This is a genomic window from Pseudomonas weihenstephanensis (assembly GCF_001043055.1).
Taxonomy (GTDB): Bacteria; Pseudomonadota; Gammaproteobacteria; order Pseudomonadales; family Pseudomonadaceae; genus Aquipseudomonas; species Aquipseudomonas weihenstephanensis.
Map to the genome: position 1 here is coordinate 732,795 of NZ_JYLF01000002.1, position 13,118 is coordinate 745,912.

At 55.5% G+C, this 13,118-nt stretch carries 12 protein-coding genes; 7 read left to right on the plus strand and 5 right to left on the minus strand.

Going from position 1 to position 13,118, the window contains the following annotated elements:
• Positions 1-31: 31 nt before the first annotated feature.
• On the minus strand, positions 32-214 hold the full coding sequence (locus TU86_RS07560; protein WP_048363662.1) for a DUF6026 family protein: 183 nt from the start codon (positions 212-214) through the stop codon (positions 32-34).
• 293 nt (positions 215-507) lie between these two features.
• On the opposite strand from TU86_RS07560, the gene gnd reads away from it, so the two are divergent.
• From gnd to nudC, 5 genes are all read left to right on the plus strand, one after another.
• Positions 508-1,488 carry a phosphogluconate dehydrogenase (NAD(+)-dependent, decarboxylating) gene (gnd, locus tag TU86_RS07565; protein WP_048363663.1) on the plus strand — a complete coding sequence of 327 codons (981 nt, stop codon included), beginning with the start codon at positions 508-510 and terminating at the stop codon, positions 1,486-1,488.
• Positions 1,485-3,008, plus strand: coding sequence for a glucose-6-phosphate dehydrogenase (gene zwf, locus TU86_RS07570; protein ID WP_048363664.1), 1,524 nt, complete (start codon positions 1,485-1,487; stop codon positions 3,006-3,008). Before gnd ends, zwf begins: the two co-directional genes overlap by 4 nt.
• Positions 3,005-3,832, plus strand: a complete 828-nt coding sequence (locus TU86_RS07575; protein ID WP_048363665.1) for a Cof-type HAD-IIB family hydrolase — start codon at positions 3,005-3,007, stop codon at positions 3,830-3,832. Before zwf ends, TU86_RS07575 begins: the two co-directional genes overlap by 4 nt.
• A 113-nt stretch (positions 3,833-3,945) precedes the next feature.
• On the plus strand, positions 3,946-4,758 hold the full coding sequence (locus tag TU86_RS07580; RefSeq protein WP_048363666.1) for a crotonase/enoyl-CoA hydratase family protein: 813 nt from the start codon (positions 3,946-3,948) through the stop codon (positions 4,756-4,758).
• A gap of 42 nt (positions 4,759-4,800) precedes the next feature.
• A complete protein-coding gene (gene nudC, locus TU86_RS07585) occupies positions 4,801-5,631 on the plus strand; it encodes an NAD(+) diphosphatase (RefSeq protein ID WP_048363667.1) in 831 nt (276 codons plus the stop codon).
• On the opposite strand, the gene TU86_RS07590 is transcribed toward nudC, so the two are convergent.
• Positions 5,599-6,378, minus strand: a complete 780-nt coding sequence (locus TU86_RS07590) for a TSUP family transporter (RefSeq protein ID WP_048363668.1) — start codon at positions 6,376-6,378, stop codon at positions 5,599-5,601. The genes nudC and TU86_RS07590 overlap by 33 nt on opposite strands.
• A gap of 266 nt (positions 6,379-6,644) precedes the next feature.
• Complete coding sequence (locus TU86_RS07595) at positions 6,645-7,724, minus strand: sigma-54 interaction domain-containing protein (RefSeq protein ID WP_048363669.1); 1,080 nt, start codon at positions 7,722-7,724, stop codon at positions 6,645-6,647.
• A gap of 329 nt (positions 7,725-8,053) precedes the next feature.
• Between TU86_RS07595 and TU86_RS07600 the strand changes: the two genes are divergently transcribed.
• Positions 8,054-9,223 carry an aminotransferase class V-fold PLP-dependent enzyme gene (locus TU86_RS07600; protein ID WP_048363670.1) on the plus strand — a complete coding sequence of 390 codons (1,170 nt, stop codon included), beginning with the start codon at positions 8,054-8,056 and terminating at the stop codon, positions 9,221-9,223.
• Positions 9,224-9,279: 56 nt separating this feature from the next.
• Entirely contained in the window at positions 9,280-11,100 is a 1,821-nt protein-coding gene (locus TU86_RS07605; RefSeq protein ID WP_048363671.1) for an aminopeptidase P family protein, read from the plus strand.
• A 58-nt stretch (positions 11,101-11,158) separates the two neighbouring features.
• On the opposite strand, the gene TU86_RS22360 is transcribed toward TU86_RS07605, so the two are convergent.
• Positions 11,159-11,440, minus strand: coding sequence for a hypothetical protein (locus tag TU86_RS22360; RefSeq protein WP_082149332.1), 282 nt, complete (start codon positions 11,438-11,440; stop codon positions 11,159-11,161).
• Between the two features lie 175 nt (positions 11,441-11,615).
• Complete coding sequence (rhtA, locus tag TU86_RS07610; RefSeq protein ID WP_048363672.1) at positions 11,616-12,503, minus strand: threonine/homoserine exporter RhtA; 888 nt, start codon at positions 12,501-12,503, stop codon at positions 11,616-11,618.
• Between the last annotated feature and the right edge of the window lie 615 nt (positions 12,504-13,118).

The window sequence follows — 13,118 nt, forward strand, 5'->3', positions numbered from 1 at the left end:
GGCGAGCCAGGCTCGCCGTGGCGGGCCTGTGTCAGGCGATGCGCGGGGTGTTGTGGGAAACAGAAAGCGGGGATTGAACGAGGGCCAACTGTTGACGCAACTGTTCGACCTGTTGCAGCAACTGTGCGTGTTCGTCCTTGAGTTGACGCAACTCATCACGACGGATCGTGACATAGAGGGTTTGTGCAGGGCGCGCGGACAGTACTGTGTTCATGGTTCACCTCGTAGCGGACATCGTTCAATCGAGTACCCGAACGGCCCGCTGCGGGTCGTGGGTCACTGTCGGGGCCGATTGTGATTTCTTTTGCCTGCCAAGTGAACTTTTATATTTTTTGCGGTCTGCGTGCCTTCATCCGTCGCCAGAACGTATTGAATAGGGAATCTGACACCCTGCTTGTGCGAAACTATGCGCCATGCGCTAGGACTAATCCTCAGCGAGGCACTTGAAGCATCGCTGCACTAGAGTGTTGTAACCCTTTTTTATTTTGTCGTTTGGAGCATCAGTACATGCAGTTGGGAATTATTGGATTGGGCCGTATGGGCGGTAACATCGCGCGGCGTCTGATGCTCAATGGGCATACCACCGTGGTGTTTGACCGCAATACCGACTTCGTCAGCGCGCTGCAAAAGGACGGCGCCACGGGCGTTGCCGACCTTAAAGCGCTGGTCGACGGCCTGTCCAAACCTCGTGCGGTGTGGGTGATGCTGCCTTCCGGTGCACCGACCGAAGACACCATTGAAACCTTGAGCCAACTGCTCGACGCCGATGACATCATCATCGACGGGGGTAACACCTTCTATAAAGACGACATCCGTCGCGCCAAGTCGCTGTCGGAAAAAGGCATTCGTTATGTCGATGTCGGCACCTCGGGTGGGGTGTGGGGGCTGGAACGCGGCTACTGCATGATGATCGGTGGTGACACTGAGGTGGTTAAGCACCTGGACCCGCTGTTCGCTACATTGGCGCCAGGCATGGGCGATATCCCGCGCACCAAAGACCGTACTTCTGACGATGATCGCGCCGAGCGTGGCTACATTCACGCCGGTCCTGCCGGTTCTGGGCACTTCGTGAAAATGGTGCACAACGGCATTGAGTACGGGTTGATGCAAGCCTACGCCGAAGGCTTCAACGTGATGAAGATGAAGGCTTCTGAAAACCTGCCTGAAGATCAGCGCTTTGACCTCAACCTGGGTGATATTGCCGAAGTGTGGCGTCGCGGCAGCGTGGTGTCCTCCTGGTTGCTCGATCTGACAGCCGATGCACTGGCAACCGACGAACAGCTGGACGGTTACTCGGGCGCGGTGGCGGACAGCGGCGAAGGTCGCTGGACGATTGAAGCGGCCATGGAGCAGTCGACGCCGGTGCCGGTATTGTCGAGCGCCTTGTTTGCCCGTTACAGCTCGCGCCAACAAAGCCTGTATGGCGACAAAATGTTGTCGGCCATGCGCTTTGGTTTCGGCGGCCACGTGGAGACAGCTAAGAAATGACCGACCTGTCCAGCAAATCCACCGCCAAACCAGCACCGCCCACCACGCTGTTTCTGTTTGGTGCCCACGGTGATCTGGTCAAGCGCTTGCTGATGCCCGCGCTTTATAACTTGAGCCGTGACGGTTTGCTGGACGATGGCTTGCGTATTGTGGGGGTTGACCACAATGCGATCAGCGATGAGGGTTTTGCCAAGAAGCTGGAGGACTTCATTCGCACCGAAGCCGCCGGCAAAGTGGATCATCCTGAGGGTCATGGCTTAAACGCCGAGTTGTGGGCCTCGCTGGCCAAAAACATCAGTTACGTGCAAGGCGACTTTCTGGAGGACAGCACCTATGCGGCGCTGGAACAGAAAATCATCGCCAGTGGCACGGGCAATGCGGTGTTTTACCTGGCCACTGCGCCGCGCTTTTTCAGCGAAGTGGTGCAGCGTCTGGGGGCCAGCGGGCTGCTCAATGAAACCCCGGAAGCTTTTCGCCGGGTGGTGATTGAAAAACCTTTTGGCTCGGACCTGCAAACAGCCCAGGCGTTGAACGCTTGCCTGTTGAGTGTCATGAGCGAAAAGCAGATCTACCGGATTGACCACTATCTGGGCAAAGAAACCGTCCAGAACATTTTGGTCAGCCGCTTTTCCAATGGGCTTTTTGAAGCTTTCTGGAACAATCATTACATTGACCATGTGCAAATCACTGCGGCCGAAACCGTGGGGGTAGAGACACGTGGCAGTTTTTACGAACACACTGGCGCATTGCGCGACATGTTGCCCAATCACTTATTCCAGCTATTGGCGATGGTGGCGATGGAGCCGCCCGCCGCTTTCGGCGCGGATGCCGTGCGCGGGGAGAAGGCCAAAGTGATCGGTGCCATTCGCCCTTGGTCAGTTGAAGATGCACGCAAAAACTCGGTGCGGGGGCAATACACCCAAGGCGAGTCGGGTGGCAAGACGGTACCGGGTTACCGCGAAGAGAACAACGTGGCGCCCGACAGCACGACCGAAACCTATGTTGCACTCAAGGTGATGATCGACAACTGGCGTTGGGTGGGTGTGCCGTTCTATTTGCGCACCGGCAAACGCATGAGTGCGCGTGATACCGAAATTGCCATCTGCTTCAAACCTGCGCCGTATGCGCAGTTCCGTGACACGGACGTTGAGCGTTTGCAGCCCAACTACCTGCGTATTCAGATCCAGCCCAATGAAGGCATGTGGTTTGACTTGCAGGCCAAACGTCCGGGACCGGGCCTGAAAATGGCCAATATCGAATTGGGTTTTGCGTACAAGGATTTCTTCGAAATGCAGCCTTCCACGGGCTATGAAACCTTGATTTATGACTGCCTGACCGGCGATCAAACGCTGTTTCAGCGAGCGGACAATATTGAAAACGGCTGGCGAGGTGTTCAGCCTTTTCTCGATGCCTGGCGTGAGCATGCTGAGGTTCAATCCTACAAGGCGGGCGAAGATGGCCCTGAAGCGGCCAAAAACCTGCTGGCACGCGATGGCCGTGTATGGCTGAACATAGGATGAGCAGCGTGAAGCACGAGTCGATTCAATTGGTGCTGTGTGACATGGATGGCACCTTGTTGTTGCCTGATCACAGCATCAGTGCGGCAACTGTCAGAGCGGTCAAACAGTTGCAAGACGCAGGCGTCCATTTCACCCTCGCCACGGGCCGACCGCCGCGAGCGATGCGTGAGCAGATCGCGCAGTTGGGTATTAAATTGCCGACCGCTGCATTCAATGGCGGGGTGCTGGTTGACGCGCAGGGCCAATACTTGCTGTCACATCATGTGCCGATTGCGGCCGTGCGGCACACGCTGGATTTGCTGTCTGACTATCCGGTAGACGTTTGGGTATTTGCCAGTGATCAGTGGTATTTGAAAAGCACCGAGGGCCCGATGGTTGCTCATGAGCAAAGCGCATTGGGTTACGCGCCGGTGGTGGTTGACAGTTTTGAGCCTCATCTGCACCGGGTCGACAAAATCGTGGGCGCCAGTCGTGACGCTGAATTGTTGATCGAACTTGAACAACAACTGCATGGCTTGCTTGAAGGCGAGGCACTGGCCAGCCGCTCGCAGGCCTTTTATCTGGACGTCACAGCGCTCAAGGCGAACAAAGGTGAAGCCTTGGTCGCGCTGGCGCACATGCTGAATGTGCCACTGGCATGCACTATGGCCCTTGGCGATGGCGGTAATGACCCGGCGATGTTTGCCAAGGCAGGGCTCTCGGTTGCTATGGGGCAGGCCGATGAGTCGATTCGCAAGCAGGCCGACCACGTGACTGGCAGTAATGTTGAAGACGGTGTAGCGCAAGCGATCGAGCGTTTTATTCTGACCATTGGGCCTCAATAGCAGGTCATTTTGTCCGGTTTTTGGCGTTATCGCGGCCTGCTTCGTGCCTGTTCAGCTTGTTATAGTCCTCGGCTTATTCGACCGGCAACGGCACCCTCCAAAGGATTCAGGTTATGTCCGAGTACCAGGCTTTTAAGGTTGACTTAGCGGGCAGCATTGCCCATGTGCAGATCAATCGGCCGGAAAAAGTCAATGCGATGAATGCCGCGTTCTGGACGGAAATCATCGAGATTTTCCAATGGATTGATGAAACCGACGCCGTGCGCGTGGTGGTAATCAGTGGCGCGGGTAAGCATTTTTCGGCGGGCATCGACCTGATGTTATTGGCCTCGGTCGCCAATGAGATGGGCAAGGATGTGGGGCGCAATGCGCGCCTTCTGCGGCGTAAAATTCTGCAAATGCAAGCCTCGTTCACGGCTGTCGATCAATGTCGCAAGCCAGTATTGGCCGCCATTCAAGGCTATTGCCTGGGCGGTGCGATTGACCTGATCGCTGCGTGCGACATGCGTTACGCCGCTGAGGACGCACAATTTTCGATCAAGGAAATTGACATGGGCATGGCGGCGGACGTAGGCACCTTGCAGCGCCTGCCACGCATCATTGGTGATGGCATGCTGCGCGAAATGGCCTACACCGGGCGTATGGTGGATGCCGAAGAGGCGCGTGCCATTGGGTTGGTTAACCGCGTCTATTCTGATCAAGCGGCGTTGCTCGATGGTGTGATGCGTATCGCCGAGGACATCGCGGGCAAGTCGCCGATTGCCATTGGCGGTACCAAACAAATGATTGGTTACATGCGCGATCACCGCGTGGACGACGGCCTGGAGTATGTCGCCACCTGGAACGCTGCGATGCTGCAATCCACGGACATGCGCGTGGCCATGACGGCGCACATGACCAAGCAAAAGCCAGAATTCCTCGACTGACGCCTGCGCGGCGTCTGCGTTTAACCCTGACAAGGACCTTGTATGACACCGCGTTGGACCACGGCAGTACTGGACACAAATCTTTCGGGCGGTTGGGCTGTAGCACGTAGCCCGGAAGGTTTTCTGGTGGACGATAATGGCCCGCTGTTCGCGCGTGAATGGCTCAAGTCACAAGATTTACCCGTGCTGGCAGAGCACGGCATTGGTCATTTGGATGGCGAGCCGGTGTATCTGCTGGAACTTGAGAGTTCGGTCGAGCTTGAGCGTTGTCATTGGCAGGGCTTGCGCACGTTCATGCTGGAAGGTGATCACACGCTCTATAAAGTGTTGGGGTATGCCGCGCAAATTGGCACTTGGGCGCGTGAGCATCGTTTTTGCGGCAATTGCGGGCAGGCGATGACGCAGGTGCCCAGAGAGCGTGCCATGCACTGCGCGCTTTGCGAGTTACGCAGTTATCCGCGAATTTCTCCGAGCATGATTGTGTTGATCACTCGGGGCGATGAGGTTTTGCTGGCGCGTTCGCCGCGTTTTGTGCCCGGCGTTTACAGTACCTTGGCAGGGTTTGCCGAGCCGGGTGAGTCTGCCGAAGACTGCTTGATCCGCGAGGTGCGTGAAGAGGTGCAGCTTGAAGTGAAGAACATTGAGTACGTGGGCAGTCAGTGCTGGCCGTTTCCGCATTCAATGATGCTCGGTTTTCATGCGCAATATGCCAGCGGCGATATCGTGCCGCAGGCCGATGAGATCGAAGATGCGCAGTGGTTCAATGTGCATGATTTGCCACCCTTGCCGGCTTCGCGCTCCATTGCGCGTTATCTCATCGACCTGTATGTGGCTCGCCGCTTAGGCTTGCCCGAACCAGTGCTGCCAGGCTAGGCGCACGGTCAGTCCAAGTACCACGGTAATGAACACGGGGCGAATGAACTTGGCCCCGCCGCTGATCGCACTGCGGGCGCCAAAGAAGGCGCCGACCATCACGGCAAAGCCCATGGTCAAGCCGATGACCCAGTCCACATGGCCCGAGAAGATAAACACCGACAGCGCTGCAATGTTGCTGACGAAGTTCATGCTGCGCGCCACGCCGCTGGCCTTCACCAGGTCGATGGGGTACAGCAGCATGCTGCTGACGGTCCAGAAGGCGCCCGTACCCGGCCCGGCGACGCCGTCGTAAAACCCCAGGCTGAAACCTTGAGGTAACTGCCATTTCTTTTTGATCGGAGCATCGTTGTCGATCGGGGTTTTGGGTGTGCCGCCAAATAACAGATACACGCCGCACGCAAATACGATCACCGGCAGCATTTTGTTCAGCCATTCGGCAGGCATGTAGTGGGCCACGATGGCGCCAATCAATGCGCCTGCCAAGGTGCCGAATATGGCCAGTTTCCATTCGCGTGGATGGAACAGCTTTCGCCGATAAAAAGTGAAGCTGGCAGTGGCTGCGCCAAAGGTCGAACTGAGTTTGTTGGTGCCCAGCACCAGATGTGGCGCCAAGCCCGCCGTGAGCAATGCAGGGGTGGTGAGCAGGCCGCCACCGCCAGCAATGGCGTCGATGAAACCGGCAACAAAGGCAACGGCAGCCAGAATGGCGAGGGTGGTCAAATCTACGCTGAGTTCAAAAGGCATGGGATCGACTTAATTCGGCGGGACGTACAGCGCAGGTGCGCCACAAGGGCGTCATCTTACCCATAACCCGGTAGGGCGGCGACAAGCACTTTACGGCTGTGCAACGTATGCCTCATTCGATATTTGAGATGTTGGGGTGTGACGCAGGTTGATTCAAAATCCTGCTGGCGGGTACTGGCCCGGCAAGTAGCGCGGATTACGGCGTATAGAGCGCTGAGGGTCGGATACGATCTTCAGCAGTTGTCACAGAGCAACTGCTGAAGATTTCAGACGGCGGTGCCGGTTTCGAGGCGACGGGTAGTCACTGTCAGTGCGCCCAGCTTGATCAGGCGCGTACGGGTGACATTGCGACTCAGGCCTAACAGTTTTGCAGTGTGCACCTGGTTGTGATGACAGAACTCATAAGCGGCGCGGAGCAAGGCATCTTCAACCGTTTCATGCAGCCCATCATTGTGTTCTTCGAACAGGGTGCGAAAGGCGCGCTGCAGTAAATCGTTGGCTGTGTCTTGAGGGGCATGCGCGGTGGTTGTTTTGCGCGTTGCGCGGGGTTGTGGCAAACGCAGGTCCTCGACTGTGATGGTTTGATTGCGGCACAGCAGCAGGCTGTGGTGGATGACGTTTTCCAGTTCGCGGATGTTGCCTGGCCACGGGTGGTGCTTAAGGGTGTTTTCTGCGCACCCGCTGAGGGCGGTTGGGCCATGGGGTAATCGTTGTCGATAGGTGTGCAGGAAATGTCGCGCCAACGGCAGAATGTCCCCCACACGCTCGCGCAAGGGGCGCAGTGCAAGGCTGACGACGTTCAGGCGGTAGTACAGATCTTCACGAAAATGTCCCGCTTCAATGGCGTGTTCCAGATTGACATTGGTGGCCGCCAGGACGCGCACGTTGATGGGCGTACTTTTACGTGAGCCAAGGCGCACTACCTCTTGCTCCTGGAGTACGCGCAACAGTTTCACCTGGATGGGCAGCGGCAGATCGCCGATTTCGTCCAGAAATAATGTCCCGCCATCCGCTTCTTCAAACCAGCCGGCTTTTGCGCTGAGCGCACCGGTAAACGCGCCTTTTTCATGGCCAAACAACTCGGACTCTACTAAGGACTCGGAAAACGCGCCGCAATTAACTGCGATAAAGGGTTGTTGATGGCGAGCGCTGAGTTGATGGATATGGCGTGCGACTAACTCCTTACCGGTCCCCGTTTCACCCATGATCAACACGCTGGCATTACTGGGTGCAATTTGCTGGAGGTGGGCCAATAGCGCCTTGGACGTGGGGTCTTCGAACACCTGAGCAGTGGCTCGGATGGAAGTCGCCAGGGAGGGGGTCGCAGGTAACGTCAAAAGCTGCATTGTCAGCTCCTTCTAACGAGGGCTCTGCCCACAAAAGGTAAGCCGAAGGCGACTTTATAAGGGGGTTTTTATATTCCGTAAACTAACCTAATTCCATATTTATATATCCTTATTGCATATAAGACTTGCGCTTCCCCGTGTTTCTGGCGCTTTATAAGGTCATAGTCGCTCAGTGCATAAATTTGGGAAGGCTCCTACGGCCTTTCCTATTGGCACCTCTTTTTTCACTGGGCTCGATAGGGTAGTTTGAGCGATCCCTTTCAGCGTGGCCTTAATCTTCTGCTATCACGCATTGCCTGATGTCGGAACTTGTTTTGTGGGTTTGCACGATGGACAAACGACCTCTTTATTTCGATTACGCTGCCACCACACCTGTGGATCCTCGTGTCATTCAGGTGATGGTTGATTGCCTGGGGTTTGAGGGTAATTTTGGTAACCCGGCCTCCGGCTCACACGCTTACGGTCAGCAGGCCCGCTCTGCTGTTGAGTTGGCCAGGGAGCAAGTGGCGCAACTTATAAATGCCAAGGCAGAACATATTGTCTGGACCTCAGGTGCCACCGAGTCCAACAACCTGGCACTTAAAGGTGTCGCCCTTGGGAGTGGTCAATCACGCGGGCACATCATTACCAGCCAGATCGAGCACAAGGCAGTTCTGGATACGGCGCGTTTTTTGCAGCAGTCAGGCTTTGAAGTCACGTATCTGGCTCCCGATGCAGATGGCCTTATCAGTGCCGATAAAGTCCGGTCTGCACTCCGTGCAGACACGCTGCTGGTGTCGTTGATGCTGGTAAACAATGAGTTGGGCACCGTTAATGACATACCTGCCATTGGCCAATATGTGCGTGAACACGGTGCGCTGTTCCATGTGGATGCTGCTCAAGGGGCGGGGAAACTCGCTATCGATGTCGCTCAGTGGGCAGTCGATTTAATGTCCTTTTCAGGTCATAAAATTTACGGTCCCAAGGGGATTGGCGCGTTGTATGTCGGGCCAAGGGCGCAAGACCGGTTGCAGGCCCAGATGCATGGCGGCGGGCATGAGTTCGGTCTGCGCTCAGGCACGTTGGCGACTCACCAGATTGCGGGCATGGGGCATGCGTTTGCTGTGGCGAAACAGTCTTTGAGTGATGAGCTGGCCCATGTATCAAGTTTGCGTGAGCGCCTGTTGGGCCATCTGGCGGGCATTGCCGGGCTGCAATGTAATGGCAGTCAGAAAAGCCGGGTACCTCATACCTTAAGTCTTACGTTCAGTGAGGGGCACTTCAGCAGCGCAGCGTTGAGTGCAGCCGTCGCCTATTCCGCGACCTCAGCCTGTAATTCGGCCAGTAATGCGCCGTCCCATGTGCTGCTGGCATTAGGTCTGGATGCTGAAAAGGCGCGCAGAACCATCCGTTTAAGTTTCGGACGTTTTACGTCGAATCAGGATGTTGATGCATTGGCCAAAGCGATACAGGTCGCCACAACGGTACCGGCTCCTTTTTGGGCGGTTGCTCAACCTTAGACGCTGATACAACATGAGCGAATCATAATAATGACCCGTGACCAGCAGGAGAAAGGATGAGTACTCAGTCGTTGAATCAGGGGGGAGTGGTACAGCGTTTGGCGCGTGCCCGAGCGGTGATGAGCCAGAACGGTATATATGCGTTGCTGGTGCCGTCAGCCGACCCCCATCTATCGGAGTACTTGCCGGAGTATTGGCAGGGGCGGCAATGGTTGTCAGGTTTTCACGGGTCCGTCGGCACCTTGATTATTACGCCGACGTTTGCAGGTGTGTGGGCTGATAGCCGTTATTGGGAGCAGGCGTCCAAAGAGCTGGCTGGCAGCACTATTGAGCTGGTCAAGCTGGTGCCGGGTCAGCCAGGGCCGCTGGAGTGGTTGGCGGAGCAGACCCCTAAGGGCGAGACCGTATCCGTTGACGGCGCTGTCTTTGCGCTGGCATCCGCCCGAACATTGGAAAGTCGGCTTAAAGAGCGCGGTGCGTTTTTACGCACGGATATCGACCTGCTGAACCTGGTTTGGGAGGGGCGTCCATCCTTGCCCGTCAAGCCTTTGTACGAGCACTTGGCGCCTCAGGCAACGGTTGGCCGGGTTGAAAAGCTGGCTCAACTGCGCGAAACACTCACGCAGCGCAAAGCCAATGCGCATTTCATTGCCACTCTCGACGATATCGCATGGTTATTTAATCTGCGGGGAGCGGATGTACCCTTCAACCCGGTTTTCGTTTCATTTGCGTTGATTCAAGAGAGGCAAGCGACGTTGTTCGTGGACCTGACGAAAGTCAGTTCTGAGCTGCGGGACTCTTTATTGAAGGAGGGTGTGACACTTCGTGATTACAACGAAATCGCGTCGGCGTTGCTCGCGCTACCTGAGTCGACCCGTTTGCTGGTGGATCCTGCACGTGTAACGTGCGGGCTGCTCGGCAATCTTAAAGCGGGCGTAAAGCTGATTGAAGGTTTGAATCCGACCACGTTGGCTAAATCACAAAAGAGCCTTGATGACGCTTTTTATATCCGTCAGGCGATGGAGCAGGACGGTGCTGCGCTTTGTGAGTTCTTTGCCTGGCTGGAATCCGCTTGGGGGCGTGAACGTATTACCGAACTGACCATCGATGAGCGCCTAACGGCTGCGCGAGCTAGCCGCCCCGATTTTGTTTCGCTGAGTTTCAATACCATCGCAGCTTTCAATGCGAATGGGGCAATGCCTCATTACCATGCCACCGAGCAGGCGCATGCGCTGATTGAGGGCGATGGCCTCTTGCTGGTTGACTCCGGTGGACAGTATTTGGGGGGGACAACTGACATCACGCGCATGGTGCCGGTGGGTAAGGTCAGCGATGAGCAAAAGCGGGATTGCACGCGCGTGCTTAAAGGTGTGATTGCTCTCTCTAAAGCTCATTTCCCTCGAGGCATTTTGTCTCCATTGCTGGACTCGATTGCTCGGGCACCACTCTGGGCTGACGGGGTCGATTACGGGCACGGAACGGGGCATGGCGTGGGTTACTTTCTAAATGTGCACGAAGGGCCGCAGGTCATTGCTTATCAGGCCGCCCCCGCGCCGCAGACAGCTATGCAGCCAGGGATGATTACTTCGATTGAGCCTGGCACATATAAGCCTGGCCGCTGGGGAGTCCGGATTGAAAACCTGGTACTTAACAGGGAGGCGGGGAGTTCGGAGTTCGGAACATTCTTGAAGTTTGAAACGCTGACGATGTGTCCTATTGATACACGCTGTCTGGAGCCATCGTTACTCACACGCGACGAGGTTGAGTGGCTGGATGCTTATCATGCAGAGGTGCGTGAGCGTCTTGGTCCGTTGCTTGACGGGTATGCACTCGAATGGCTGAAAGCACGAACTGAACCTGTTGGCGCAACAGGGTAGGGAGAGGGGGCCACGCAGTCGACTTGAGCGGTTGCGTGGCTGAGAGTGTCGACAATGATTATTTACAGAGGACGATCATGCTACGGCTCGTGTAGCCGGCAGGGTTCAAACCAAATGGGTAATCCCCGGGCTCTTCGGCAGAATCACCTGACTTGGCGATCGTGCGATACCCTTTGTCCCCGCAGGACCTTGCTGCTTCTGCATAACATTTGTCCCACGACGAAGACAGTCCGGAGCAGTTGATGTGTAAACCTCGTTTACCATGTTTTACAGAGGTTTCAGAGGTTGCTGCGCAGCCTGCTAAAGCCAGTGCTGCTAAAGCTATCAAAAAGCGTTTCATTCCTGTCCTTAAGCGTTAGCGTCGGATTTGCGGGATGTGGGTACCAAACTGCCGTTGGCTGTGGCTATTTATAGATATCCCTATCCGGAATTGCCCCCCCCCCCCTGTGACTTTCACCGGGAGTAAACATCTCCTAAATGAGAGTCAATTACTAGAGCTTGTATCAATTGTGATGCTAGTCGGCCTTGGCTGAAGGCGTTATATGGCCGCGCATTGTTAATGTAGCGCCCACTGAAGCCATGATGATGCACAAGATGGCCATCCATTGTGCAAGCGACAGCACCTCATTGAGGAACAGCAACCCCGAAAGGGCGCCAAAGGCCGGTTCGATGCTCATGAGCGTACCGAACGTACGGGTTGGCATGCGAGTGAGAGCAATCATCTCCAGCGTGTAGGGCAGGGCGGTAGATAACACGGCAACGCCAATGGCTAGCGGGATCAGGCTGGGGGTTAGGAGTGTTGCGCCGGCATGAACAATGCCAATAGGTGCAATGAACAACGCAGCAATCATTACGCCTAGGGCGGCGGTCTGGACGCCGTTGTCCGCGCCTGCTTTCTGTCCGAATAGAATGTACAGCGCCCAACAAACGCCGGCACCAAGAGCATATCCTGCGCCCACCAAATCAATCCCTTCGCTGCTGCCCCCGGTAGGGATAAGTAGCAATAGTCCGGTGATGGCCAGGCCGATCCAGACAAAGTCGATTGCTCTTCGCGACGCGTAAATGGCAACTGCTAGAGGGCCGGTGAATTCAAGCGCGACCGCAATTCCTAGTGGAACGCTGCGCAGTGACATATAGAAGAGAAAATTCATCCCTCCCAACGCAATGCCGTAAATGACCACGGTGCGTAGGGACTTTGCGGACAGCTTGGCCCTCCAGGGGCGCAATATAAGCAGCATGATCACGCTGGCAAATATGAGGCGCAGCGTGGTTGTCCCTTGGGCGCCCACAATGGGAAACATACTCTTGGCGAGGGACGCACCGGATTGTATGGATGCCATTGCAATAAGAAGTAACCCGACAGGGAATAGAGTCGTAGCAAGGCTAGAAGATTGCTTTGTCATTTCTGAGTGAGCCTGGGTGCGTAGAGAGGGCGGTAGCCGAGTATCATGCTGAACTACCAATGGGTGTGCAATATAGTGCGCAGATTCTGTGGGGTGGATGCGTTAAAACGTACGTATTTCGTCCTGGCTATTACTAGTCCTTGACTCAGATTTAAAACGCCCTATAATTCGCCCCACTTCCGGGGTAGTCGAAGCGGAAAACTCCTTGATTATCAATGAGTTGGACGGTTTTCGGCGGTGCTAGCTTCAAATCATCGAAGCAGGAAATGAGGTGTTGACAGCAGCGTGTAACGCTGTAGAATTCGCCTCCCGCTAACGAGAGATCGAAAGCGCAAGTGGTTGAAGTTACAAGGGAAACTTTGAAATCTTCTGAAATAACCGCTTGACAGCAACAGAGGCTGCTGTAGAATGCGCGCCTCGGTTGAGCGAAAGCTTAACCAACCGCTCTTTAACAACTGAATCAAGCAATTCGTGTGGGTGCTTGTGGGGTCAGACTGATAGTCAAAAAGATTATCAGCATCACAAGTTACTCCGCGAGAAATCAAAGATGTAACCAACGATTGCTGAGCCAAGTTTAGGGTTTTCTCAAAACCCAAAGATGTTTGAACTGAAGAG